The sequence below is a fragment of the Frisingicoccus sp. genome, from assembly GCF_048388605.1.
Taxonomy (GTDB): Bacteria; Bacillota; Clostridia; order Lachnospirales; family Lachnospiraceae; genus Frisingicoccus.
The window spans coordinates 19,616-43,869 of sequence record NZ_DBGCTU010000012.1; the positions used below are offsets into that span (position 1 = coordinate 19,616).

A 24,254-nucleotide genomic window follows, 5' to 3' on the forward strand; every position below is an offset into this window, starting at 1 on the left:
TTATGGATAAAATATTGATCTCACTATATGTACCATCGATTAATCAACACTTTGACGTACTATTACCGTCTTTTATGGAAATTAATTCTCTGATTCCGATGATAACGGAAGCTTTGGCGGATATAACCCAATATCGGTATGTACCGTCAGGGGAAGAGATATTGTGTAATTCTTCAAGCGGTATCCTTTATGATAGAAATCATACGGTGGAAGAGTGTGGGATTAGGTACGGGGAGAAAGTTTATATTTTTTAATTTGAAGGTGGAATGTGAAAGGCATGAATCATTTATTAGTGGCAGAATATAAAGAAACGATGGAACAATTAATATTTGAAATGAAAAGAAATATAAACATTTCACATGCTTATTTTGATGGTGAATCAGCGAGAGTACTTGCTGAGTTGAGAAAAAGTCAACTTTCCGAATTGGAAAGCGTTTATAAAGACTTTATTAAAATTTATTAAGGAGGGCTATTATGGCTGCAGGATTAACAGGTGTAAAACTAACGACACAAGAGGTCAGAAATATTACTGGTAACATTAAAGGAATTTCCAGTGATGTCGACGACACAATGGGAGAATTTCAGGAGATTATGACAAAATTGACAGGTCAATCAGAAGGTGGATTGATTGATCAGACAGTGACAGCAGCTCAACAATTGTTTAATGGTATAACAGACTTAGCTAAGTGTTTTTTGAATCTGGGATTAAAAATCGGGGATTACTTAAATGCAGTTCTCCAGAATGACTCGGATATGGCACAAAATTTAAGAGATCAGATTGAGAGATAGGGGGAAAAATAAATGGCTGAAGCGTTAAAATTAAAAGTAGATATCAATGTTTTTAAGGATACATTAGATCAGCTTGGAAATGTATTGCAAAGATTACAGGGTCAAAGAGACAGCTTAAAAAGTGAAGTGGATCGAATGACAGGGGAAACATTTAGCGGAACCAATGTTCAAGAAGCAATTGATCTTGCGGAAGAATCGTTGCGGCGTGTAGAAAATGCCATTGTTAAGGTGACGGCACAAAGAGATGCCATTCAGCAATATCTTTCCGGTATGGAAACACAGGCCTCTACATTAGAATCAAATGTTTCCAGTATCAGAGAAGAATTACCGGATTTATTTGATTGATTCGAATTGGATTTTATAGAACACTTAGAATCATAATAAAATTTTTATGAAGACAATGAATCCTCTCAGTTTGATTTATAAATTGGCTGAGAGGATTCTATTATAGCAGAATTTTACGTTGAAAATGTTAAGAATGTAGGTAATAAATATGAGTGAGCTGTTCATATATAATAAGGCATGGATGCTTGACTATTTAGATAAAATGCAGAGTGAAGAAGAAAAATTGGACGAAATCATATCGTTAATCCGCAGAATTTTAAATGAAGCAGATGAAGGTAATATACTAATTTTTAACGATTTACTTGAAAGGCTGCTGCGAGTACAGTACAAGTTGGAAAAAACGAGAATATTATTGGAAAAATTCGACAGCAATTTGCAGAGAGAAACAGATTATTTTAATAGAGAAATAGAGGAAATATATACAACATATTTGAAATGTTGAAAAGCAGCCAGGAAGTGGGTGTAAAGTATATGCGGTTGTGGGAGGAATTGGAAGAGGCGCGCCGGGAAGGCCATGATCTGGGCTTGACAGAAGGCAAGGAAGCAGAACGGTTGGAATCCATAAAAAAATTGATGGAAACCATGGGATGGACGGCGGAACAGGCCATGGGTGCTTTGCAGATACCGGCAGAGGAACGGGAACAATATAAAGTAAAATGAATAGGATGTAAGCCGAAAAAATAGGATTTTAAATACCAGAAGAAAAGAAAGCAAGGGGTTATCGAAAAACAATGGGTGTTGTTTTTTGATAACCCCTTTAGTATATCAGGCTTTGCTAAACTGGAAGGTACTTCTGGTTGTTCTTCGTACATGTTTTTTGAATTTGATCATTCCCCAGAACAGATTTACAAATATCCATCCAATGCCCGTTGCAACAGCTACGGCGTTTAACCCGAATTTAAAGACATAGATCCAGGATAATATGACCCGGAGAGAAATATGACTGGCAGCGCCTATGAAGGGAATCGATACCTTTCCGCAGCCGTCAAAGTATCCGGCAAATGTATTTCCTGTAAAACAAAACGGGTAGAAAACAGCAATGATACGCAGGTACATTTTTGCATCTTCGCAGGCAGCGCTGTTTGGAGCGCCGATCAGGAAGCCGGCGGCAGCACCGGCAGATATGTACATAATGACGGAAGAAAGCACACCAAGTAAAAATAAAAGAAGTAAACTTTTGAAAAAAATCTTCTCAATACGCTGTTTTTTCCCTGCCCCGTAGCTTTGTCCGATCATGACGGATGTGGCGGCGGCGCCGCTGTCCCCGAAAGAGTTTGCAAAACCCTCGATGCGGGTCGTTGCCGTATATGCGGTAATAAGTTCCGGGCCGCCCGTATTGACGGCACCCTGTACCAGCAATTTTCCGATGTACAGACTGGATTGGTGGAGCCCGGTGACCATTCCGTAATGGAGTGTTTTTTGAAATAGATATTTATCCATATGGCAGTCTGAACGATGAAAGATCAGTTCGGGAAAAGCCATGCGGAGATAGACGAAACATAAAACAGCAGATAATATCTGGGCAAGTACGGTTGCAATTGCGGCGCCGGAAATACCAAGTCCCAGCTTGGCGATAAAAAGAACGTCGAGAAACATGTTGACACAGACAGAGCAGGCCAGAACAAGAAGGGCTGCCCCGGTTTTGCCGATAGATCTCAAAAGAGAGTTGTATAGGTTATATAAAAATGCGGCGGGAAGCCCTGACAATATGATTACCAGGTAGGTTTTTACATGTGGGAAAAGCTCGGAAGGCGTCTGAATGATCCGGAGAATGTGGGAGAGCAGGGAAATTCCGATCAGACTTCCAAATATGGCGATCATAAGCCCTGATATTAATGCCAGAAAGTGTTCATGGCGGAAAGCGTCCATATTTTTCATTCCGTATTGTTGTGAAAAAATGACGGATATTCCCGTACATGCGCCCACAATGGCAAATAAAAATAAATTCATCACTGAACCCGCAATGCCGATGGCGGCAAATTCGGCTTGTCCGGCATATCGGCCAATAACCAAAGCGTCAATCGTATTATACAATTGCTGTAAAATATTTCCCATAATGAGCGGGAGTGATAATTGAATCAATTGTAAAGAAATATTACCGTTGGTTAAATCGTATTTTTTCATAATAAGACCTCTGAATATATTTTTTTGTTGACTTTAGTATAGCTTATTGTTAACATGTGAGTAAAACGACAATTCGACAACATATCTGTGATAAAATGTCAAAGGAAAAGTTATGGAAATAGAAAAATATGAAGCATTATTGTGTGCTGTTGAAAAGGGAAGTTTCTCAGCCGCCGCGGAAACGTTAGGATATACGCCGTCCGGAATCAGCCGCATGATGGCTGCGTTGGAAGTGGAAAATGGTTTTCCTCTTCTTGTCCGGGGAAAAGAAGGGGTTACTCCGACAAAAGAATGTATAAAGCTGATGCCTCAGATCAGAGAATTAGTCTTTGAGGGCGAAAAATTAAAGCAAATGTCTGCACAAATAAGAAATGTGGAAATGGGTACTCTGACAATCGGAACAGCCTATAATGCTTATTATGGCTGGGTGTCCAGAGTTACTTCGGCATTTCATAAAGAGCATCCGGGAATCGAAATCCGGATCGTGAGCGGATATAGTGCGGAATTAGCAGAACAGATGGAAAAACATGAATTGGATATGGCGATCATCAGCGAGCGCGGCGGTAATCATCAATGGATACCGTTGATGAAAGACCGGCTTCTTGCCATGGTGGCTGCGGATCATCCGGTGGCAAAGCTGGATTCTGTTCCCGTAGAATTATTTGCAACGGAATCTTTTATTGATATTTACCCGGGAAAAGATATCGACAATGCCTATGTGTTTAAGAGGTGCCATGTGACGCCGAATACACAGTTTTCCACGATGGATATCTATGCAACCTATTCGATGGTTGAGGCGGGCCTTGGAATCAGCATGAATAATGAGATAAATTGCAGAACTCTGAGCGGCCGTATTAAGACGATCCCATTAGATCCACCCCAGACAACAGTGATTGGCCTGGCTGTGGCAAGGGATAAAACCCCGGCGGCAGCCTCCTTTATGAAATTCTCAGAGGCCTATATGGATGAACTGAAAAACGTATAAAAAGAAAAAAGCAGATATAATCTAAAAGAAAGCGTTCCTCCAAAAAAGCAGATATATTTTTCCGGAAGGAATTTCTTCAAAAAAGCAGGTATATTCTAAAGGAAAGCGTTCCTTCAAAAAAGTTCAAAAAAGCAGAATATACCTGCGTCCTCTTAATAGCCCAGTTCTTCGCCGACAAGAATAATTTTGATTCTTCCGGCCGGAGCGCTGCGGCGTGTAATAACAAACTGGTTGCAAATACAATCCGGGCTCATGCAGTTACAGCAGCGGCCGACCTGGGTACACGGGGTATTTCTGTCCAGGCGGATAGTATTCATCGGCGCTGCGGTATTCCGGGCGCGGGCGACAGCGGCATCAAGTGTGTCGGCAACCTTATTCATACCGGCGATAATGATCACATTGGCCGGCCCGAAAATGAGGGAAGCGACCCGGTTTCCGGTGCCGTCGATATTGACTAATTCACCGTCCATAGTCAAAGCATTTGTACTCATAAAATAATAATCGCAGGTAGCGACCTTACCGAAAAATTCTTTTTTCTCTTCATCGGTTTTTGGAACCGTGCGGTCAAGGACAACACAGTCGGATGCTTTTAAGGCCGGAATCAGGCCAATCTCATTGATGGACATGGAACCGCCCCAGGAAACGCTGGCGCCGGGGGTTACAAAACGCAGGGCCATTTTCAGTGCTTCTTCGCCGTTATCTACGTAGTAGGCTTCCATACCGCGTTTATCCAAATTCTTGATCAGAGTTTCCGCCGCGGTTTCATAAAATTTCTTTTTCGGGTTCATTCAATCACGCTCCATTCTGTTTTTTGATAACAGTATAACACCTTTTGCCGGGATGGTACAGAAAAAAGTCAGACTTTCGTGTTAACTAAAACCATGATATAATATGAGCTTAGTTGACGTGGTATACTGTGAACACTCAATATGGTGTTAGAGGAACATCTGCAAAATGCGAGTAAGGAGAATTTATGTCAAAATCATTATATATTGCCGAGAAACCAAGTGTGGCCAGAGAGTTTGCCAAAGCATTAAAGATTAAGGGTAAAAGCTATGACGGCTATATGGAATCGGAGGAGTCGGTGGTGACCTGGTGTGTCGGTCATTTGGTGACAATGAGTTATCCGGAGGCTTATGATCCGGCGCTGCGGCGGTGGTCTCTGGACACGCTGCCATTTATTCCGAAGGAGTTCAAATATGAAGTTATAGACTCGGTTAAAAAACAATTTGATATTGTGAGCCGCCTGCTGAACCGGCCGGATGTCGGGACAATTTATGTCTGCACCGACTCGGGGCGGGAAGGCGAGTACATATACCGGCTGGTGGATCAGATGGCCGGTGTGAAGGGAAAAACGAGAAAGCGTGTCTGGATTGATTCCCAGACAGAGGAAGAGATTATGCGGGGTATCCGGGAGGCAAAAGATATATCCGCCTATGACAATCTGGCCGCTTCTGCTTATCTGCGTGCCAAAGAAGATTATCTGATGGGCATTAATTTTTCCAGGCTTCTGACACTTAAATACGGGCCGTCTGTTTCCAGTTTTATGCGGACAAAGCACACCGTCCTTTCTGTGGGGCGGGTAATGACCTGTGTCCTCGGTATGGTTGTACGGAGGGAGAGGGAGATCCGGGCGTTTGTGAAAACGCCTTTTTACCGGGTGCTTGCAAAACTGGAAGTTCAGGGCCGCGAGATTGAGGCTGAGTGGCGGGCCGTCGAGGGCTCGAGATATTTTGGAACACCGGCCCTTTATAAAGAAAATGGTTTTAAAAGACAGGAGGATGCAAAAGAGTTGATTGCAGAGCTTTCGGTCATCCCGCCGCAGGCCATGGTGATTGAAAAACTGGAAAAGAAGAAAGAGAAAAAAAATCCGCCGTTGTTATTTAATCTGGCGGAGCTTCAAAATGAGTGTTCCAGGCTATTTAAACTGAGTCCGGATGAGACGTTGAAAGTTGTCCAGGAGCTTTATGAAAAAAAGCTGGTGACTTATCCGAGAACGGATGCCCGCGTCCTCTCAACGGCCGTGGCAAAGGAAATTTATAAAAATATCAGCGGCCTTCGAAATTTTGCACCCGTATCTGATTTTGCCAAAGAGGTTTTGGAGATGGGAAGCTATAAAAATATCGCAAAGACCCGCTATGTTAATGATAAACAGATAACGGATCATTATGCTATTGTGCCGACGGGGCAGGGGCTTGGTGCCCTGAAATCCGTCAACCGGACAGGTTTCAGCGTGTATACGGTGATTGCCAAACGTTTTTTGAGCATATTTTATCCGGCAGCAGAATATCAGAAAATCAGTCTCGTTGTCAGCAAGGATAGAGAGCGGTTTTTTGCCGGTTTTAAAGTGCTTCTTTCGGAGGGGTATCTCAAAGTGGCCGGGAAGCCGAATGATAAACCGGCAGATACGGGGGCGGATGCAAAGGCGGCAGACAAACCCGGGGGCGGAGAAGTCACAGGGATAGATCAGGCCTTTCTGGAGGTTTTGAAAACTCTGAAAAAAGGTATTTCTTTGCCTGTAAAGGAATTATATATAAAAGAAGGCGAAACAACCCCGCCGAAACGGTACAATTCGGGAAGTATGATCCTTGCCATGGAAAATGCCGGGCAGCTCATCGAGGATGAGGAATTGCGGGCCATGATTAAAGGAAGCGGTATCGGCACAAGCGCGACCCGGGCTGAGATTTTAAAGAAACTGATAACGATCAAATATCTGGCGCTGAATAAAAAGACCCAGATCATCACGCCGACAAAGCTTGGCGAGATGGTTTATGATGTGGTGGACAGTTCCCTGAGGGCGCTGTTAAATCCGGAGCTGACGGCCAGTTGGGAAAAGGGATTGAATTATGTAGCGGAGGGAACGATCACGCCGGAGGAATATATGGAGAAGCTGGACCGTTTTGTGTCTCTGCGCACAGAATATGTGAAACAGCTGAATAATCAGTGGATGCTTCGTGAGAAATATGAGGCCCTCTCTAAAAATTATGAAAAAAAATAGACTTTGCGGCTATGGAGTGTTAGAATAATAATATTTAGTAGGTTAGTATAAAAATTTGGAGGTAGACTATGTGCGGCATTGTTGGATATATTGGTAAAGCTCAGGCAGCTCCGATCCTTCTGGATGGCCTGGCAAAGCTTGAATACAGAGGCTATGATTCGGCAGGCATTTCTATTTTCGATGGTGAAAATATTGAGACAGTAAAAACAAAAGGGAAAATTAAAGATTTGCGGGAGATGACTCATGATGGTACAGATTTGGCCGGCACCGTCGGCATCGGTCATACCCGCTGGGCAACTCATGGAGAACCGTCGGATGTTAATTCTCATCCCCATGTGAATGCCAGCGAGACGATTGCCGTTGTTCACAACGGAATTATAGAGAATTATCTGGAATTGAAGAAGCGTCTTTTGGATAAAGGGTATGTGTTCCAATCAGAAACCGATACAGAAGTTGTCACACTTCTTCTGGATTATTATTTTGACGGCGATTTATTAAAGACATTGGCGAAGGTTATGAGCCGCATCGAGGGCTCCTATGCTCTTGGAATTATCAATAAAGATAATCCGGATGAGATCATCGCAGTGAAAAAGGACAGTCCGTTGATCGTCGGCCTTTCTGAAGACGGCAATTATATTGCCTCGGATATACCGGCTGTATTAAAGCATACCCGGAAAATTTATATCCTTGAAGACGGAGAGATCGTCAAGCTGACCCGTGATAATGTGACGGTGTATAATCAGGATCTGGATGTCATTGAAAAAGAAGTGACAGAGATTCAGTGGGATGTTTCCGCGGCGGAAAAAGGCGGTTATCAGCATTTTATGATGAAAGAGATCCACGAACAGCCGAAGGCCGTGCGAGATACGATTTTCCCGCGGTTAAGAGAAGACGAAGTATTTATTCATGAACTCCGGATGACGGAAGAGCAGATTAAAAATCTGAAAAAAATCTTTATTATTGCCTGCGGTTCGGCTTATCATGCGGGAGTTACCGGAAAATATGTGATTGAAGAGTTATCCCGTATTCCTGTGGAAGCCGATCTGGCATCCGAATTCCGTTACCGCAATCCGATTCTGGAGGATAATACCCTTGCGATCATTATCAGCCAGTCCGGAGAAACGGCGGATACTCTGGCGGCCATGCGTGAGGCAAAGCGCCATGGAGTCCGTACACTGGCGATTGTCAATGTGGTTGGAAGTTCGATTGCAAGAGAAGCGGATGATGTTCTTTATACATGGGCCGGCCCGGAAATTGCCGTGGCGACGACAAAGGGTTATACGAGCCAGTTGTCTGCGCTTTATCTTCTTGCCCTTCATTTTGGGAAGATCCGTGAGAAGATTTCCAGAAGTGACTATCTGGAAATGATTCAGGAATTGAAGGCCTTGCCGGATAAGATTGAGCAGATGCTTCAGGATAAAGAGAAAATCCAGTATCTTGCAAATCAGTATATCGGTCTGAAGGATGTATTTTTCCTGGGACGGGGGATCGACTATGCCAGTGCCCTGGAGGCCTCTTTGAAGCTTAAAGAGATTTCCTATGTACATTCCGAGGCTTATGCTGCCGGAGAATTAAAACACGGCACGATCTCTCTGATTGAAGATGGAACGCTTGTGGTGGCTTTGGTAACCCAGGAACGGCTTTACGGCAAGATTGTCAGCAACATCGTGGAGGTGAAAACCCGGGGAGGTTTTGTCCTTGCGGTGACGAATGAAGATAATACGGAAATTGAAAAAAATGTGGATTATGTATTTTACATTCCGAAGACAAATAAGAACTTTACCGGCCTGATGGCAACGATTCCGATGCAGTTATTTGCTTATTATGTGGCTGTTGCCAAAGGCTGTGATGTGGATCAGCCGAGAAATCTGGCAAAATCTGTAACAGTGGAGTAGGAGAGAGTCATGGAAGGGTTAATGATTAAAAATTTATATGATCTGAAAGAGACGATTGCGGCAGATTTATTTGACGGAGTGGATTATCCGTGGCAGGTACTGCCGAAGATCGGAGAATTTATTTTGAAATTAGGTCCGACATTGCCGAAAGAGGAATATGACCAGGTGGGCGATGATGTGTGGATCGCCAAAAGCGCTGTCGTATTTCCTTCAGCTTATGTCCATGGCCCGGCGATTATCGGCAAAGAAGCGGAAGTGCGCCATTGTGCCTTTATCCGTGGGAATGTCATTGTCGGCGAAGGGGCTGTTGTAGGAAATTCCACAGAGTTGAAAAATGTCGTATTATTTAATAAAGTGCAGGTGCCTCATTATAATTATGTGGGGGATTCTATTTTGGGGTATAAGGCCCATATGGGTGCAGGTTCCATCACTTCCAATGTGAAAGCCGATAAGATGTTGGTGAAGGTGACGGCAGGAAATGAGCGCATTGAAACCGGATTGAAAAAATTCGGCGCGATGTTGGGAGATCACGTGGAAGTTGGCTGCAACGCCGTGTTAAATCCCGGAACGGTGATCGGCCGGGAATCCAACATTTATCCGACATCCATGGTTCGGGGATTTGTGCCGGCCCGGTGTATTTTTAAGAATACGGGAGAGGTCGTCCAAAAGAAAATTATTTGATGAATTGTATTAAAAATGCTGGACGAAACCAGGGTTTTGTGAGAAAATAAAGATAAATATGATATCATTTTAACAATGAATACTCAACTTAAATTGAAAGGAGTTATAAAATGATTTATTCACATGAAGTAGAAATGATGTGCCCGGTAGCCCAGGGTGTTGCTCATGGTGCGGCGCCGATCCCGGAGGAAGCAAAATGGGTAAAAGCGAAGGAAATTAAAGATATTTCCGGATTTACACACGGTATTGGCTGGTGTGCACCTCAGCAGGGAACCTGTAAATTAACATTGAATGTAAAAGACGGCATCATCCAGGAAGCTTTGGTTGAGACGATCGGATGTTCCGGAATGACCCATTCAGCGGCTATGGCTTCTGAAATTCTTCCGGGTCTGACAATTCTTGAAGCATTAAATACGGATTTGGTTTGCGATGCGATCAACACGGCTATGAGAGAACTGTTTTTGCAGATCGTATATGGCCGAAGCCAATCTGCGTTTTCTGAAGATGGTTTGGCTGTCGGCGCCGGCCTTGAAGACCTTGGAAAAGGTCTCCGTTCCCAGGTTGGTACGATGTATGGTACATTGAAAAAAGGCCCTCGTTATCTTGAAATGACCGATGGGTACGTTACAGGTATTGCTTTGGATGAAGAAGATCAGATTATCGGTTATCAGTTTATTAACTTTGGCAAGATGATGGATTTCATCAAAGCCGGTGACGATGCCAATACGGCACTGGAAAAAGCGAAAGGTCAGTATGGCCGTGTTGAGGATGCAGTTCGTATTATTGACCCTAGAAAAGAATAATTCGAGGAGGAAGAGAAATGGCTTTATTTGAATCATATGAAAGAAGAATTGATAAAATCAACTCTGTGCTGAACAGCTATGGTATCGCTTCCATCGAAGAAGCAGAAAAGATCACGAAGGATGCCGGATTGGACGTATATGCACAGGTTAAAAAGATCCAGCCGATCTGTTTTGAAAATGCCTGTTGGGCTTACACGGTGGGCGCTGCAATTGCAATTAAAAAAGGATGCCGGAGAGCCGCCGATGCGGCAGCAGCGATTGGCGAAGGCCTTCAGGCTTTCTGTATTCCGGGTTCTGTTGCCGATCAGCGTAAAGTTGGTCTCGGCCATGGAAACCTTGGGAAAATGCTTCTGGAAGAAGAAACGGAATGTTTCTGTTTCCTTGCCGGACATGAATCCTTTGCCGCAGCAGAGGGCGCGATCGGTATCGCTGAAAAGGCAAACAAAGTTCGCCAGAAACCTCTGCGGGTTATCTTAAACGGCCTTGGCAAAGATGCCGCACAGATTATTTCCAGAATTAATGGCTTTACATATGTTGAAACAGAGATGGATTATTACACAGGCGAAGTCAAAGAAGTATTCCGCAAGGCGTACTCCACAGGGCTCCGTTCAAAAGTCAACTGCTATGGCGCCAACGATGTTACCGAAGGCGTTGCCATCATGCATAAAGAAGGCGTTGACGTTTCCATCACAGGAAATTCTACCAATCCAACCCGTTTCCAGCATCCGGTGGCAGGTACATATAAGAAAGAATGTATCGAAATGGGTAAAAAGTACTTCTCCGTTGCTTCCGGCGGCGGTACAGGCCGTACCCTTCATCCGGATAACATGGCAGCAGGTCCTGCTTCCTATGGTATGACAGATACTATGGGCCGTATGCACTCCGATGCTCAGTTCGCAGGTTCCTCTTCCGTGCCTGCCCATGTTGAGATGATGGGATTGATTGGCATGGGAAATAACCCGATGGTTGGAGCTACCGTGGCTGTGGCCGTTTCCGTTGAGGAAGCAGCTAAGGCCGGCAAATTCTAAAAAGGCGGAAAAATCAAGATGAGTATATTTGGGCGTCCAGAGAATGGACGCCCTATTCTATTTTTCATATGGAATGAAATATGTTAAAATAAAAAAGGATTATAATTGTGGAGGAAAATAATGAGTAAATATGTTTCTTTATGGGAATATGTGCAGAAAAATGACAGTCCGTCTTTTAAGCTGACATTTGAAGAAATAGAAAAGATCGCGGGGGTGCCGATAGACCATTCTTTTCTGAGATACAAAAAAGAACTTACGGCCTATGGCTATCAGGTTGGAAAAATATCCATGAAAGAGAAAACGGTTATTTTTAATAAGATAAATGTGATATAATAATTGCCAGAAGATCATTGGTGCCGGGAGCCGCCTTTGTCAGCGGGCTTTCGGATAAAATAGAAGTTACGGGAGGAAAAAACTCATGAAAAAAATAATCAGTTTGCTGTTAGTATGCGCCGCCTGTCTGATGATGGTCGGCTGCGGCAATGAGAAAAAGGAGACGGAAGCGGAGTCGAAAACGGCAGAAACAAACACGGCGGAAACAAGTACAGAAGAAGAGGCAATTGGCCCGAACGGTCTGAAAAAAATCGAGGTTGGCGAAGCACTGCAGATTGATGCCAAATACGGCAGCTATAAACTGACAGTCACCGGCGTTGAAAGAACGGATTGGTGGGAGCGGAAGCACCACAATAATAAAAAGTCGGTCGTTCTTTTAAGTTATGAGGTGGAAAATATCAATTTTTCTTCTATTCTCTCTGAGGGTGTGAAGGTTGAGTATGATCTGTTTAAGATTCTGGACAGCAAAAAAGGTGTTTTAAGTCCGTTTTTGTGGTATTTTGATGATGTCGCTGAGCCGGGAACGGTCAAACCGGGAGAAAAAGCGAGCGGAAGTATCCCTTATGTGTTGGAACGGGATTCGGACTATTTTGATGTGATTTTCACACGGGTCACCGGAGATGTGGCGGAAGTTCGTGTTGAAATGTAAAATATTCTATTCATATGGAAATTAAGGGTGTTGCGGTTAAATTCAAAATATAGTAAAATATGTTGTAAAATAATGGTAATGAGAGGGGTATTTAATGAAAATATCAACCAAAGGACGTTATGCACTGCGTACAATGTTGGATTTAGCTATGCACGATGAAGGAACTCTGATTCCATTAAAAGACATTTCCAGTCGTCAGGGAATAACTGTGAAATATTTGGAACAGGTGATGAACCTTCTAAGCAAAGCCGGATATGTTCGGAGTGTCCGGGGGGCCGGGGGCGGCTATCGGCTGGCCAGAGTACCTTCGGATTATATTGTAGGAGATATACTTCGGACCGCGGAAGGCAGTCTGGCGCCAATTGCCTGTCTTGAGGATGAAACGAATCAATGTCCAAGGGCATCTGAGTGTTTAACCCTCGGCTTTTGGATGGGCCTGGCTGAAGTGATTAATAATTATGTGGATAGTGTAACTTTGGAAGACCTGATTCAGCAGGCGCAGGGGAATAATTTTTCAATTTAAGAAATTGGTCAACAAAATCACCTTTTCGATGATATTTTGCAGTAATTATGGTATACTTACTCTAGGTATTATTTGGAAAGGTGATATTTTTATGTCGTTGACAGAATGGAATAAGAAAAGAGTGATTCTTTTTGATTTGGACGGGACATTGACAAATCCGGGGATCGGTATAACGAATTCGGTTATGTACGCACTGAGTAGGTTTGGAATTGCTGTGTCTGACCGGAGGGAACTTTATAAATTTATCGGTCCGCCTCTTAAAGAATCTTTTGAAGAATTTTATGGGTTTGAAGAAGCAAGGGCGGTACAGGCGGTGGCGGCCTACAGAGAATATTTCAGCGATAAGGGAATTTTTGAAAATGAGCTCTATGAGGGAATAGAGGCTCTGCTGAAGCGGCTGAAAGATGCGGGAAAGGTTGTCGGGCTGGCCACGTCCAAGCCGGAGATTTACGCCGGGAAAATTTTGGAGTATTTCGGCCTTGACGGATATTTTGACGTTCTTTCCGGAAGTACGTTGGGCGGAGAACGGACGGATAAGGCGGAAGTCATCGCCTGGGCTTTTCGGCTTCTGGAAGAAAAAACGGGGCAGGCTTGTTTGCCGGAAGAGATGGTGATGATCGGCGACCGGGAACATGATATTATCGGCGCAAAGAAAAACGGGATTTCGTCGATTGGCGTGCTGTTCGGATATGGCAGTATGGAAGAATTAACAGGGGCCGGAGCGGATGCGGTGGTCCCATCGGTAGATAGACTGGCTGAGCTGCTGGCAGGGTCGGCAGAGGCCTGAATAAGAATTGGGATTTGGAAAGGGTATTCATATGAAGAAGAAAAAAGTTATAAAAAGGGTGTTGGCATGGATGTGTCTGTGCCTGTTATTTATGGGGATGGCCGTTTATGCGGATGAAACAGAGGAGCAGGAAACCACGGCGGAAGAGTGCAGCATAGAACAGGAAGTTAAGGTGAAAAACTGGAATCGACGTATTTATGAGCTTCAATACGAGGCTTCCGGCAGTAATGTAAACGCGGCGGAAATACGTACATATGTCGGAAAAAATTTCCATATCACCGATGGCGTCGGGAATATTTTATCCGAAGGGACCTTTATTGATAAAAATGGTGATTCCTCGGGCAATTCAAAAGACGGAAAAGTCTGTCGGGATATTAACGGATGGTATATTCTCTGGGAGAAACCGGATTTGAGCGAATGGGGAAGTCACAAAATCTATATTCAGGCGGATACGGATTTTGTCGGCGGCAATAATCAGGTGATCGGAATTGAGGGAATGTCCGGCGTCTATTTGTCATCGGACAGCGGAACGGCAGATACAGCTTTGGATACATGCCTTGTTAATGTGGCTGCGGAAGTGGACGCTATCGATGTGGATTTTCCGGTCATGCGGGGCATTGATTTGAATCAGTCAGAGTTTTTGAATAAAGCGGCTGTGAAAATGGAGTGTGTTTATGGAAATCTGCGGAATCTTCCGATTAAAGTTCAATGGTATCGCGTAACGGGCGGTGTGGAAGAACCTGTCGGCGATATGATCCGAAGCGCGCCTTATCATTTGCCGGAAAGTGAAGTCATGAATCTGACGGAGGACAGAGAATATAAGGTAAAAGTTTATTATAACGGCGAGGCGTCAACGGAGGAAGCGAGGATGAACAGCGATGGCTGTGAAGTCCCGGTTTCCGATGAAGAACCGATGGACGAGGCTTATTTCAGAACTGAGATGGTGAGCGGGCATATCACGGCGGCTGTTCAGTTAGAGCAGCTTCCATATAATAGTGATGTGTCCCATACATTCCGTTTTAAGCTGTATCGTTTTGACAGCCCGAATCAGATGATTAATGACGACACGCCTTTTACCTCTTATGAGGTGGTTTTTGAGAAAAATGGAGACCAGCCGGTGAAATATCTCCAGATAGAGAATTTGACGGCAGGATGGTATACGCTTGTTCCGGAAAATCCGGAGGAAGAATTCATGGAAAATGTGGACAAGCGAAGGGACAGCTGCATGCCGAGTTTAAGAACCGGAAGCAGCGCCGGTGTGGATTTCCATATCGGAGAGATTGTGGATAATCAGTACAGTTGGGAGATCATTCGTTATCAGGGGCAGGATCCTGAAAATCCTCTCGGCGATAACTTTTTCTCAATTACATATAATTATATGGAAAACTTATATGGCGTCAGTTATGCCATGAATCTGCCGGAAGGCTCTGTTTTATATGGAAATCCGCCAATCGATATTGCGAGATATCTGCCCGGTGCAATGGTTTCCGTTCAGGGCGGTAATGGAATGACGGCGGATGGCTGGCAGTTTGTCGGGTGGGCTTTGGATGCCGGAAACGGTGTTTATACCGCCGGTGAAAAGCTTTATTCGGATGTTTCTGTCCATGGAATTTCGGTGGAAACTCAGGCGTCGATGAAAACCGGCGGGTTGGTATTATATGGACGCTGGATTCCGGTGTATTCGGTCAATTATGACGGCAATACAAATACGGGCGGCACACTTCCGAAGGATGTTCAGGGTACCGTCAGAGAGGGCAGTAATATTTATTATTCCGGCGATGAAATTACGGTGAAAGAATCGGGCAATCTCGAAAAAGTCGATGCGGACGGGACACGCTATGTATTTGACGGCTGGTGTGTGAATCAGGATGGTTCGGGCACACGCCTGAAGGCCGGAGATAAGATAAAAGTGGCGGAGGCCAATGTGACCCTTTATGCCCAGTGGCGTGTCGTCGGAACAGATAAGTATGCGGTGACCTATATTGCGTCGATTCCGAAAGATGCGCTGTTGACCGGAGTTTTGCCGGTCGATGAGGAAAAATATGAAGAAGGCGCGATTGTCAGGGTGAAAGACCATGGTGATATGGCGGTTGAGCATTACCGGTTCGCCGGATGGTCTCTTACTTCCAGGGAAGACGCGCTGTATCAGTCCGGGGAAGAAATTTTTGGAACAAAGAATGCGGGAAAAACCGTCACCGGGGCAGAGACAGCGATGAAGGCTCAGGGGCTGACCTTTTACAGCCGGTGGATTCCGCTGTATCAGGTAACTTATCGCGCCAATGCGAATACGGTGGAGAATCTTCCGGCAGATGAAAATGAATATGAGGCCGGCGATATGGTAACTATTCTTTCCGGGGATAAGATGGAGAGGGAAGGCTATCAATTTATAGGTTGGAACACAAAGATGGACGGCAGCGGTGAAAGTTATGATTCCGGGCTCAAATTCAATATGCCGGAGGCAAATATTGAACTTTATGCCCAGTGGCAGAAACTGCCTGAGCCGGAAACGGCGCCGGAGGAGACGGAGAGCATGGAAAAACCTGAAAAGGGCGGTGTGATGCCGCTGGTTATTCTGGCGATGGTTGGCGTTGTATGTATCGGCGCGTATCTTGTCTATCAGTGGATGACCCATCGAAAACGTTAGAAGGAGAGTCGTTATGGAAAAGATCAATGAAGCGATGGTGCGGGAGATCGTCAAAAAGGTGCTGGCGGAAATGATGACGGCAGAGGACTTTATTAAAGAGAAGGATGCCAGCGGTATTCTTAAAGTAAAGACGGATACGGTCCGCTGCGAGCCTTTCAGTGATACGCCCGGCGTTTATCTGAAGGATATTGTTTCTCTGGAGGAAGCGCCGCGGATGGGTGCCGGTATTATGGAGCTGGATCGCACAAGCTTTGAATGGACATTAACTTATGATGAATATGATATGGTCATATCCGGTGTTTTGGAGATAGAAATTGATGGACGTATTGTTACAGGTTATCCCGGGGATATTATTTATATACCAAAGGGAAGCCATATTCATTTTCAAACGCCGTCCAGGGCCAGGTACGCCTATTTTGTATATCCGGCGGACTGGCAGAATGAAGCGTAAAAACTAATTGGAATACATATAAAGCCTCCTGTTTGAGCATACTAGGCAGAAAACAGGAGGTTTTTTTATGATGAAAGAAATTCAGGAAATTAAAGGCAGAGAAGTATTGGATTCCAGAGGTAATCCAACGGTGGAAGTGGAAGTGACGCTGCGGCATGGGATCGTCGGTCGGGCGATCGTGCCTTCCGGCGCATCCACAGGCATTTATGAGGCGCTGGAGCTGCGGGACGGCGATAAAAAACGGTATGGCGGCAAAGGAGTAAAAAAGGCGGTTAAACATGTCAATGAGACGATAGCGAAAGCTCTCCGGGGAATGGATGTGACGAGGCAGGGAGCAATTGACGGAATTCTTTTGGAATTGGACGGTACGGAAGCTAAGAAAAATCTTGGGGCAAATGCGATCCTCGGGGCATCTTTGGCCTGCGCAAAGGCCGGCGCGGAATTTTATCATATGCCGCTTTACCGTTATATCGGCGGTGTGGCCGGGACGCTTATGCCAATGCCGATGATGAATATTTTAAACGGCGGCGCCCATGCGGACAATGGGATTGATTTTCAGGAATTCATGATCGTGCCGACCGGCGCCTGCTGTTTCACCGAAGCTCTGCGAATGGGAAGTGAGGTTTTCCATTCCCTGAAAGGCGTTTTAAACGGCATGGGGTTAAATACAGCCGTAGGGGATGAGGGCGGATTTGCCCCGGATCTGGCCAGCAATGAAGACGGGCTTAAAGTGATTATGGAAGCGATTGAGAAAGCCGGATATGAGCCGGGAAAAGATATTTGTCTTGCTTTGGATGTGGCGAGCAGTGAATTTTATAAAGACGGCAGATATATCCTTTATGGTGAAAACAGTAAAGCCTTTGACAGTCAGGGAATTAGCGAATATTATGAAATGCTTGTCGGAAAATACCCTATTGTGTCGATTGAGGACGGCTGCGATCAGGATGACTGGGAAGGATGGAAAAGTCTTACATCCCGCCTGGGACAGAAAGTCCAGCTGGTGGGCGATGATTTCTTTGTAACCAATACACGGCGGCTGCAGGAAGGGATCGGACAGAAGGCGGCCAATGCTATTTTGATCAAGCCGAATCAGATCGGCACGCTGACAGAAACCATTCAGGCTGTGCAGATGGCGAAGAGGGCCGGGTACGGCGCCGTGATGTCTCACCGTTCCGGCGAAAGTGAGGATACGACCATTGCGGATCTGGCGGTCGGCCTGAATTGCGGGCAGATAAAAACCGGCTCTCTCTCCCGGACAGACCGCCTTGCAAAATACAATCAGCTTCTCAGAATCGAGGAAACGCTTGGAAAAGCCGCAAGATTTGAGAATCCTTTTGTTGACAAAATTAGATGAAGTTACTATAATAAGTAGACAAGCGGACACTTTGCTCCGGCGAAGTGCCCGCCTTAAATCATAAGGGAAGGTGCAGGTATGGAACAAAAGAGAGTTTTTTCACTGTTAGTGGATAATACTTCCAGTGTTTTAAGCCGTGTATCCGGACTTTTTACCCGCAGAGGATACAATATCCACAGTATTTCCGCCGGCGTAACGATGGATCCGAGATTTACCCGGATTACCGTTGTTGTTGATGGGGATGATTTGATTTTCGAGCAGATTGAAAAGCAAATGCGCAAGATGGTGGACGTCATTGATGTGAAAACCCTCAAGGAAGGTGTTTCTGTTTGCCGTGAATTGATCATGATCAAGATTCGGGCAAGTGCAGAGGAACGGCAGGCAATTTTGTCGGTGGTTGATATTTTCCGGGCAAAGGTCGTGGATGTGGGTGTTGATTCTATGATTATTGAACTGACGGGCAATCAGTCGAAATTGGATGCGTTTATTCGCCTTGTCAGTGATTATGAGATCCTTGAGCTGGCCCGTACCGGTGTGACCGGTTTGTCCAGAGGCTCGGACGACGTAAAGTATTTATAGCTCCATAATAATATTCCGTCTGATGCACGATAAGGTGTACAGCTCTGTATTATTAGAAGATACATATTAAAATATTAACAGTAGGAGGAAGAAAAAATGGCTAAGATTTTTTATCAGGAAGACTGTAACCTGTCTCTTTTAGAGGGGAAGACAATTGCAATTATCGGTTACGGCAGCCAGGGACATGCACATGCTTTGAACTTGAAAGAGTCAGGATGTCATGTTATCATCGGACTTTATGAAGGAAGCAAATCATGGGCAAAAGCAGAGGCTCAGGGATTTGAAGTGTTTACAGCAGCTGAAGCTGCAAAGCAGGCGGATATCATCATGATTCTTATTAATGATGAATTACAGGCTGATATGTACAAAAAGGATATCGAGCCAAACCTGGAAGAAGGAAATATGTTAATGTTTGCTCATGGCTTCAACATTCATTTCGGATGTATCGTACCTCCAAAATATGTTGACGTTACTATGATTGCTCCAAAGGCTCCGGGCCACACTGTAAGAAGCGAGTTCCAGGAAGGCAAAGGAACACCTTGCCTTGTTGCCGTATATCAGGATTACACCGGCAAAGCTCAGGAGATGGCTTTGGCTTACTCTCTGGGTATTGGCGGCGCAAGAGCCGGCGTTCTTGAAACTACTTTCAAGACAGAGACAGAAACTGACCTCTTCGGTGAGCAGGCTGTTCTCTGCGGCGGTGTTTGTGCATTAATGCAGGCTGGTTTCGAAACACTGGTTGAAGCCGGTTATGACCCAAGAAACGCTTACTTTGAATGTATCCATGAGATGAAACTGATCGTTGACCTTATTTATCAGAGTGGTTTTGCAGGTATGAGATATTCCATCTCCAACACTGCAGAGTACGGTGATTATATCACAGGTCCTAAGATCGTTACAGAGGATACAAAGAAAGCTATGAAGAAGATCCTTGCAGATATCCAGGATGGTACATTTGCAAAAGACTTCCTGTTAGATATGTCTCCTGCAGGACGTCAGGTTCACTTCAAAGCGATGCGTGCAAAAGCAGCAGCTCATCCGTCTGAGATTATCGGTGAAGAGATCCGTAAACTGTACAGCTGGAATGGCGAAGGAAAATTAATCGATAACTAATTTTTGGACTTGACAAAAATACGGCATCACGTTAAAATCTGTATCATAACATATGACTGACGGATTTAGTGGAAGAACCACGTGAAGTATGTTTGTATATTAAGCCGACCGTCTGGGCATCAGCCCAGGCAGTCGGCTGTTTTTATGTGTAAAGGAGGTTAAAAAATGACACTCGGGCGAATTCATTCAATTGAATCTATGGCGTTGGTCGATGGACCGGGGGTTCGTTCCGTTGTTTTTTTACAAGGCTGCCGTCTTCGATGTCAGTATTGTCACAATCCGGATACATGGTCTATGACTGGAAATCATATTCAGGAAATATCGGCGGAGGCGCTTGTGAAGCGGTTATTGCGTTTTAAGCCCTATTACGGAGACAGGGGCGGTGTGACTTTTTCCGGCGGCGAACCGTTGCTTCAGAGAGATTTTCTGAAGGAGGTTTTACCGCTGTGTAAGGCGGCCGGACTCCATACCTGTCTGGACACGGCGGGATGTGGCATTGGAAGTTATGAGGATATACTTGCATATACAGATTTGGTTCTTCTGGATATAAAACATTATACGCGGGAGGGATATCATTTAGTTACCGGCCGGGAGCCGGATGAATCCCTTGCATTTTTGAAAACGGCGCAGGAGATGAATATTCCGCTTTGGATCCGGCATGTGGTTGTTCCGGGTGTTACCGATGGGGATGAACACCTGAAAGGCCTGGATAACTATATTCAGACACTAAAGCATGTGGAGCGGGTGGAGCTGCTTCCTTATCATGTGCTTGGCGTTCATAAATATGCGGCGTTAAAAATTCCTTATCCTTTAGAGGGCGTGGAACCGATGGAACCTCAGAAACTTTCAGACTGGCAGGCACTTATGAATCATCATCGAAACGAATCTTAAACAGGAGGAGCGAAAAAATGAGTATTGATGTGAACTGCACTGCATGGAGAGGATTTAAGACGGGCGAATGGCGGCATTTAGTGAATGTACGCAATTTTATTCAGAAAAATTATACGCCGTATGAGGGAGACGAAGGCTTTCTGGCGCCGATTTCTGAGCGAACAAAAAAGGTTTGGGATAAAGCCAGCGGTTTGATCATAGAAGAAATGAAAAAGGGCATTATCGATGTGGAGACCAATGTGGTATCCGGCATTGATAATTTTGCTCCGGGATATATCGATAAAGAAAATGAAGTAATTGTGGGCCTGCAGACGGATGCGCCGCTGAAACGGATCGTCAATCTTTTCGGCGGTATGCGTATGGCGACATCCGCCCTGGAGCAGTATGGTTATAAGCTGAATCCGGAGATTGAACATCATTTTCGGCTTTATCGCCGGACCCATAATGACGGTGTATTTGATGCATATCCGGAGAGGACACGTAAGGCCCGCCATGCCGGACTTCTTACCGGTCTGCCGGATGCCTATGGGCGGGGACGGATTGTCGGAGATTACCGCCGGGTACCGTTGTACGGCACGGATTTTCTGATCGAAGAAAAGAAGAAAGATCTGGTGATGATCGACGGCCCGATGACGGATGAGCGGATTCGCCTTCGGGAAGAGGTTCAGATGCAGATTCGCGCCCTGGAAGAAATGCGGAGTATGGCGTCGAAATACGGCTGCGATATCTCACGTCCTGCGGAAAACGCGAGGGAAGCCGTGCAGAATCTTTATATGGGTTATCTGGCCGGAATCAAGGAAAATAACGGGGCCGCCATTTCTCTGGGCCGTACGGCCACTTTTCTGGATATATATATCCAGAGAGATATTGAGGAAGGGCTTCTTGATGAGAAGGGTGCGCAGGAGCTGATCGACCAGTTTATCATTAAGCTTCGTCTTGCCCGCCATCTTCGGACGCCGGAATATAATGAGCTTTTCGGCGGGGATCCGACATGGGTAACGGAAGCTCTGGGCGGCATGGGTATTGACGGCCGGACCCTTGTCACAAAAAATACCTTCCGCTATCTGCACAGCCTGACAAATCTCGGCACGGCGCCGGAGCCGAATATGACCGTACTTTGGAGTCAGAATCTGCCAAAACCATTTAAGGCTTATTGTTCGAAAATGAGTATCAGCACCGATTCGATTCAGTATGAAAATGATGATCTGATGCGGCCGATGTACGGTGATGATTACTGCATTTCCTGCTGCGTTTCAGCCATGGCTGTCGGCAAACAGATGCAGATGTTCGGCGCCAGAGCCAATCTGGCGAAGAGTCTTTTACTTGCCATCAACGGCGGTGTGGATGAGAAAAAGGGCACCCATGTGATTCCAAACATTGAACATGATATGGACGATGTGCTGGAATACTCAAAGGTATTGACGAATTATAAAAAGGTGTTGGCTTATGTGGCTGAGCTTTATGTGGATACGATCAATATCATTCACTATATGCATGATAAATATGCCTATGAATCCAGCCAGATGGCCCTGCATGATACGCTGGTTGACCGGATTGCCGCTTTTGGTATCGCGGGGCTTTCCATTGCGGCGGATTCCCTGTCAGCCATTAAATTCGCAAAGGTGCGGCCGGTTCGAAATGAAGAGGGCATTGCCGTGGACTTTGAGGTTGAGGGCGATTTTCCGAAGTATGGCAATGATGATGACCGGGTGGATGACATTGCAGTGGAGATCGTATCCTATTTTTCCGCAGAGCTTAAAAAACATCCGTTATACCGCAACGGTATTCACACCCTTTCCGCATTGACGATCACAAGCAATGTGATGTACGGAAAGAAGACCGGGGCAACGCCGGATGGACGTAAATCCGGGGAACCGTTTGCGCCGGGAGCAAACCCGATGCACGGAAGAGATATAAATGGGGCTCTGGCGTCCCTGAATTCGGTGGCTAAGATTCCGTATCGGGCCGTATGCCAGGATGGAGTTTCCAATACCTTCTCGATCGTGCCGAAGGCCCTTGGCAAAACTGAGGATGAGCGGACAGCGAATCTGGTATCCATTCTTGACGGATATTTTGTTCAGGGCGCCCATCATTTAAATGTCAATGTCATGAACCGGGAAATTTTGATGGATGCCATGGATCATCCTGAAAAATACCCAACGCTGACGATCCGTGTCTCCGGTTATGCGGTCAACTTCAACCGTCTCAGCCGGGAACAGCAGCAGGAAGTTATCAAGCGTACCTTCCACGAGAGTATGTAATTATTTTTCAAAGAGGCAGTCTTACAAAGATGTAAGATTGCCTCTTTTTTTGTAAGGCGAATCGATGGCTGCAAAAACTCCGGGGTTTTATACTTATATTAAAGATAAAGACAAGGAGGCAGCGATAATGAAATTGATTTGGAAGAGTATAAAGCTGGTGATTTTTTGTAAACTGCTGAAGATGATGATGGGAATCGGTCTTCTGGTATTTTCTGTATTTATGTTTAAAGGTTATTCGGATTATAAAGATGCACTGGAAAAAAAACCGCTGGCCCAGGCCATGGAAGAAATAGCGCAAAAACCATCCTATGTCTCGTTAGAACAGGTTCCAGATATATATAAGCAGGCGTTGATCGCTGTTGAGGACCATCGGTTTTATGACCATATGGGCGTGGATGTGATCGCCACAGGCCGGGCGATTGTCAATGATATTAAAGCGATGGATTTTGTGGAGGGCGGAAGCACCATAACCCAGCAGCTGGCGAAAAATATGTATTTTACTCAGGAAAAGACGTTGGAGAGAAAGGCAGCGGAAATGTTGATGGCGCTGAAAATTGAGCGGGAATACAGTAAAGAAGAAATACTGGAAGCCTATATTAACAGCATTTATTACGGGGAGGGGTACTATTCTCTGCGGGAAGCCAGCCTGGGATATTTTGGAAAAGAACCCTGGGATATGACCGATGATGAATGTACCCTGCTTGTCGGCGTTCCAAACGCCCCTGCGGTGTATGCGCCATCGGTGGATATGGAGATGGCCAGAAAAAGACAGCAGCAGGTGTTGAGTATGATGCAGCAAAATGAAGTGCTGGCGGAAGTGAATTAAAATGGATATAAATCAGACCCTCGGAGTCGGATCTGCACGAGATTTGACTTTGGGGGTCATTTCTTGTCGATGGATGATAATTGAAAAATCAGAGTTTGTCATGATAGAATAAACATATCCGGAAGACCTGTCTGGTTGACCGAAATAATCTTTTATTCAAAGCTTTGTTCAAAGCAGATATCCAAAATGAATGAA

26 protein-coding genes and 1 riboswitch are annotated in these 24,254 nt (G+C 45.2%); of the genes, 24 read left to right on the top strand and 2 right to left on the bottom strand.

Going from position 1 to position 24,254, the window contains the following annotated elements:
- The first annotated feature begins 2 nt into the window (after positions 1–2).
- The 6 genes from ACMN7X_RS02755 to ACMN7X_RS02780 all read left to right on the top strand — a co-directional run bounded on the left by ACMN7X_RS02755 (position 3) and on the right by ACMN7X_RS02780 (position 1,794).
- Positions 3–254, top strand: coding sequence for a hypothetical protein (locus tag ACMN7X_RS02755; protein ID WP_418745977.1), 252 nt, complete (start codon positions 3–5; stop codon positions 252–254).
- A gap of 23 nt (positions 255–277) precedes the next feature.
- Entirely contained in the window at positions 278–463 is a 186-nt protein-coding gene (locus tag ACMN7X_RS02760) for a hypothetical protein (protein ID WP_418745978.1), read from the top strand.
- An 11-nt stretch (positions 464–474) separates the two neighbouring features.
- Entirely contained in the window at positions 475–789 is a 315-nt protein-coding gene (locus ACMN7X_RS02765) for a hypothetical protein (protein ID WP_418745979.1), read from the top strand.
- 12 nt (positions 790–801) lie between these two features.
- Complete coding sequence (locus ACMN7X_RS02770) at positions 802–1,134, top strand: hypothetical protein (protein ID WP_418745980.1); 333 nt, start codon at positions 802–804, stop codon at positions 1,132–1,134.
- Positions 1,135–1,315: 181 nt separating this feature from the next.
- Positions 1,316–1,576 (top strand): hypothetical protein, encoded by a 261-nt coding sequence (locus ACMN7X_RS02775; protein WP_418745981.1) that lies wholly within the window; start codon positions 1,316–1,318, stop codon positions 1,574–1,576.
- Between the two features lie 29 nt (positions 1,577–1,605).
- Complete coding sequence (locus ACMN7X_RS02780; protein ID WP_418745982.1) at positions 1,606–1,794, top strand: hypothetical protein; 189 nt, start codon at positions 1,606–1,608, stop codon at positions 1,792–1,794.
- A 105-nt stretch (positions 1,795–1,899) separates the two neighbouring features.
- Here ACMN7X_RS02780 and ACMN7X_RS02785 read toward each other — a convergent pair whose 3' ends face one another.
- On the bottom strand, positions 1,900–3,258 hold the full coding sequence (locus ACMN7X_RS02785) for an MATE family efflux transporter (protein WP_418745983.1): 1,359 nt from the start codon (positions 3,256–3,258) through the stop codon (positions 1,900–1,902).
- Between the two features lie 112 nt (positions 3,259–3,370).
- Between ACMN7X_RS02785 and ACMN7X_RS02790 the strand changes: the two genes are divergently transcribed.
- Entirely contained in the window at positions 3,371–4,243 is an 873-nt protein-coding gene (locus ACMN7X_RS02790) for a LysR family transcriptional regulator (RefSeq protein WP_418745984.1), read from the top strand.
- A 152-nt stretch (positions 4,244–4,395) separates the two neighbouring features.
- Here the strand turns inward: ACMN7X_RS02790 and ACMN7X_RS02795 are convergent, their stop codons facing one another.
- Positions 4,396–5,031 (bottom strand): lactate utilization protein, encoded by a 636-nt coding sequence (locus ACMN7X_RS02795; RefSeq protein WP_418745985.1) that lies wholly within the window; start codon positions 5,029–5,031, stop codon positions 4,396–4,398.
- Positions 5,032–5,216: 185 nt separating this feature from the next.
- Here ACMN7X_RS02795 and ACMN7X_RS02800 point away from each other — a divergent pair, with 185 nt between their 5' ends.
- The 17 genes from ACMN7X_RS02800 (at position 5,217) to ACMN7X_RS02880 (ending at position 24,059) form a co-directional block, all read left to right on the top strand.
- Entirely contained in the window at positions 5,217–7,241 is a 2,025-nt protein-coding gene (locus ACMN7X_RS02800; protein ID WP_418745986.1) for a DNA topoisomerase, read from the top strand.
- A gap of 68 nt (positions 7,242–7,309) precedes the next feature.
- Positions 7,310–9,136, top strand: a complete 1,827-nt coding sequence (gene glmS, locus ACMN7X_RS02805; RefSeq protein ID WP_418745987.1) for a glutamine--fructose-6-phosphate transaminase (isomerizing) — start codon at positions 7,310–7,312, stop codon at positions 9,134–9,136.
- A 9-nt stretch (positions 9,137–9,145) separates the two neighbouring features.
- Complete coding sequence (locus ACMN7X_RS02810; RefSeq protein ID WP_418745988.1) at positions 9,146–9,817, top strand: UDP-N-acetylglucosamine pyrophosphorylase; 672 nt, start codon at positions 9,146–9,148, stop codon at positions 9,815–9,817.
- Positions 9,818–9,927: 110 nt separating this feature from the next.
- Entirely contained in the window at positions 9,928–10,620 is a 693-nt protein-coding gene (locus ACMN7X_RS02815) for an iron-sulfur cluster assembly scaffold protein (protein ID WP_418745989.1), read from the top strand.
- A gap of 17 nt (positions 10,621–10,637) precedes the next feature.
- Positions 10,638–11,648, top strand: a complete 1,011-nt coding sequence (locus ACMN7X_RS02820) for a GGGtGRT protein (protein WP_178041712.1) — start codon at positions 10,638–10,640, stop codon at positions 11,646–11,648.
- 120 nt (positions 11,649–11,768) lie between these two features.
- A complete protein-coding gene (locus ACMN7X_RS02825; protein ID WP_418745990.1) occupies positions 11,769–11,981 on the top strand; it encodes a hypothetical protein in 213 nt (70 codons plus the stop codon).
- 85 nt (positions 11,982–12,066) lie between these two features.
- On the top strand, positions 12,067–12,630 hold the full coding sequence (locus ACMN7X_RS02830) for a hypothetical protein (protein WP_418745991.1): 564 nt from the start codon (positions 12,067–12,069) through the stop codon (positions 12,628–12,630).
- A 94-nt stretch (positions 12,631–12,724) separates the two neighbouring features.
- Positions 12,725–13,153: an RrF2 family transcriptional regulator gene (locus ACMN7X_RS02835; protein ID WP_418745992.1), complete on the top strand. Its 429-nt coding sequence runs from the start codon at positions 12,725–12,727 to the stop codon at positions 13,151–13,153.
- Between the two features lie 91 nt (positions 13,154–13,244).
- Positions 13,245–13,940: an HAD family hydrolase gene (locus tag ACMN7X_RS02840; protein ID WP_418745993.1), complete on the top strand. Its 696-nt coding sequence runs from the start codon at positions 13,245–13,247 to the stop codon at positions 13,938–13,940.
- Positions 13,941–13,971: 31 nt separating this feature from the next.
- Positions 13,972–16,584 (top strand): InlB B-repeat-containing protein, encoded by a 2,613-nt coding sequence (locus ACMN7X_RS02845; protein WP_418745994.1) that lies wholly within the window; start codon positions 13,972–13,974, stop codon positions 16,582–16,584.
- Between the two features lie 13 nt (positions 16,585–16,597).
- On the top strand, positions 16,598–17,035 hold the full coding sequence (locus ACMN7X_RS02850; protein WP_418745995.1) for a cupin domain-containing protein: 438 nt from the start codon (positions 16,598–16,600) through the stop codon (positions 17,033–17,035).
- Between the two features lie 70 nt (positions 17,036–17,105).
- A complete protein-coding gene (gene eno / locus ACMN7X_RS02855; protein ID WP_418746048.1) occupies positions 17,106–18,389 on the top strand; it encodes a phosphopyruvate hydratase in 1,284 nt (427 codons plus the stop codon).
- 78 nt (positions 18,390–18,467) lie between these two features.
- Positions 18,468–18,968 (top strand): acetolactate synthase small subunit, encoded by a 501-nt coding sequence (gene ilvN / locus ACMN7X_RS02860; RefSeq protein WP_418745996.1) that lies wholly within the window; start codon positions 18,468–18,470, stop codon positions 18,966–18,968.
- Positions 18,969–19,064: 96 nt separating this feature from the next.
- The gene (gene ilvC, locus ACMN7X_RS02865) at positions 19,065–20,081 is read left to right on the top strand and encodes a ketol-acid reductoisomerase (protein WP_418745997.1); all 1,017 of its coding nucleotides are present in this window, start codon (positions 19,065–19,067) and stop codon (positions 20,079–20,081) included.
- 42 nt (positions 20,082–20,123) lie between these two features.
- Positions 20,124–20,206: riboswitch (ZMP/ZTP riboswitch) on the top strand.
- 40 nt (positions 20,207–20,246) lie between these two features.
- The gene (pflA, locus tag ACMN7X_RS02870; protein WP_418745998.1) at positions 20,247–20,972 is read left to right on the top strand and encodes a pyruvate formate-lyase-activating protein; all 726 of its coding nucleotides are present in this window, start codon (positions 20,247–20,249) and stop codon (positions 20,970–20,972) included.
- A 17-nt stretch (positions 20,973–20,989) separates the two neighbouring features.
- Positions 20,990–23,233 (top strand): formate C-acetyltransferase, encoded by a 2,244-nt coding sequence (pflB, locus tag ACMN7X_RS02875; RefSeq protein WP_418745999.1) that lies wholly within the window; start codon positions 20,990–20,992, stop codon positions 23,231–23,233.
- Positions 23,234–23,360: 127 nt separating this feature from the next.
- Positions 23,361–24,059 carry a transglycosylase domain-containing protein gene (locus ACMN7X_RS02880; RefSeq protein ID WP_418746000.1) on the top strand — a complete coding sequence of 233 codons (699 nt, stop codon included), beginning with the start codon at positions 23,361–23,363 and terminating at the stop codon, positions 24,057–24,059.
- Positions 24,060–24,254: the final 195 nt, after the last annotated feature.

What these genes read in the sequence shown, in the direction of transcription:
- ACMN7X_RS02755 (WP_418745977.1), top strand. Translation starts at nt 3, where the DNA reads ATGGATAAAATATTGATCTCACTATATGTACCATCGATTAATCAACAC.
- ACMN7X_RS02760 (WP_418745978.1), top strand. Translation starts at nt 278, where the DNA reads ATGAATCATTTATTAGTGGCAGAATATAAAGAAACGATGGAACAATTA.
- ACMN7X_RS02765 (WP_418745979.1), top strand. Translation starts at nt 475, where the DNA reads ATGGCTGCAGGATTAACAGGTGTAAAACTAACGACACAAGAGGTCAGA.
- ACMN7X_RS02770 (WP_418745980.1), top strand. Translation starts at nt 802, where the DNA reads ATGGCTGAAGCGTTAAAATTAAAAGTAGATATCAATGTTTTTAAGGAT.
- ACMN7X_RS02775 (WP_418745981.1), top strand. Translation starts at nt 1,316, where the DNA reads ATGCTTGACTATTTAGATAAAATGCAGAGTGAAGAAGAAAAATTGGAC.
- ACMN7X_RS02780 (WP_418745982.1), top strand. Translation starts at nt 1,606, where the DNA reads ATGCGGTTGTGGGAGGAATTGGAAGAGGCGCGCCGGGAAGGCCATGAT.
- ACMN7X_RS02785 (WP_418745983.1), bottom strand. Translation starts at nt 3,258, where the DNA reads ATGAAAAAATACGATTTAACCAACGGTAATATTTCTTTACAATTGATT.
- ACMN7X_RS02790 (WP_418745984.1), top strand. Translation starts at nt 3,371, where the DNA reads ATGGAAATAGAAAAATATGAAGCATTATTGTGTGCTGTTGAAAAGGGA.
- ACMN7X_RS02795 (WP_418745985.1), bottom strand. Translation starts at nt 5,031, where the DNA reads ATGAACCCGAAAAAGAAATTTTATGAAACCGCGGCGGAAACTCTGATC.
- ACMN7X_RS02800 (WP_418745986.1), top strand. Translation starts at nt 5,217, where the DNA reads ATGTCAAAATCATTATATATTGCCGAGAAACCAAGTGTGGCCAGAGAG.
- glmS (WP_418745987.1), top strand. Translation starts at nt 7,310, where the DNA reads ATGTGCGGCATTGTTGGATATATTGGTAAAGCTCAGGCAGCTCCGATC.
- ACMN7X_RS02810 (WP_418745988.1), top strand. Translation starts at nt 9,146, where the DNA reads ATGGAAGGGTTAATGATTAAAAATTTATATGATCTGAAAGAGACGATT.
- ACMN7X_RS02815 (WP_418745989.1), top strand. Translation starts at nt 9,928, where the DNA reads ATGATTTATTCACATGAAGTAGAAATGATGTGCCCGGTAGCCCAGGGT.
- ACMN7X_RS02820 (WP_178041712.1), top strand. Translation starts at nt 10,638, where the DNA reads ATGGCTTTATTTGAATCATATGAAAGAAGAATTGATAAAATCAACTCT.
- ACMN7X_RS02825 (WP_418745990.1), top strand. Translation starts at nt 11,769, where the DNA reads ATGAGTAAATATGTTTCTTTATGGGAATATGTGCAGAAAAATGACAGT.
- ACMN7X_RS02830 (WP_418745991.1), top strand. Translation starts at nt 12,067, where the DNA reads ATGAAAAAAATAATCAGTTTGCTGTTAGTATGCGCCGCCTGTCTGATG.
- ACMN7X_RS02835 (WP_418745992.1), top strand. Translation starts at nt 12,725, where the DNA reads ATGAAAATATCAACCAAAGGACGTTATGCACTGCGTACAATGTTGGAT.
- ACMN7X_RS02840 (WP_418745993.1), top strand. Translation starts at nt 13,245, where the DNA reads ATGTCGTTGACAGAATGGAATAAGAAAAGAGTGATTCTTTTTGATTTG.
- ACMN7X_RS02845 (WP_418745994.1), top strand. Translation starts at nt 13,972, where the DNA reads ATGAAGAAGAAAAAAGTTATAAAAAGGGTGTTGGCATGGATGTGTCTG.
- ACMN7X_RS02850 (WP_418745995.1), top strand. Translation starts at nt 16,598, where the DNA reads ATGGAAAAGATCAATGAAGCGATGGTGCGGGAGATCGTCAAAAAGGTG.
- eno (WP_418746048.1), top strand. Translation starts at nt 17,106, where the DNA reads ATGAAAGAAATTCAGGAAATTAAAGGCAGAGAAGTATTGGATTCCAGA.
- ilvN (WP_418745996.1), top strand. Translation starts at nt 18,468, where the DNA reads ATGGAACAAAAGAGAGTTTTTTCACTGTTAGTGGATAATACTTCCAGT.
- ilvC (WP_418745997.1), top strand. Translation starts at nt 19,065, where the DNA reads ATGGCTAAGATTTTTTATCAGGAAGACTGTAACCTGTCTCTTTTAGAG.
- pflA (WP_418745998.1), top strand. Translation starts at nt 20,247, where the DNA reads ATGACACTCGGGCGAATTCATTCAATTGAATCTATGGCGTTGGTCGAT.
- pflB (WP_418745999.1), top strand. Translation starts at nt 20,990, where the DNA reads ATGAGTATTGATGTGAACTGCACTGCATGGAGAGGATTTAAGACGGGC.
- ACMN7X_RS02880 (WP_418746000.1), top strand. Translation starts at nt 23,361, where the DNA reads ATGAAATTGATTTGGAAGAGTATAAAGCTGGTGATTTTTTGTAAACTG.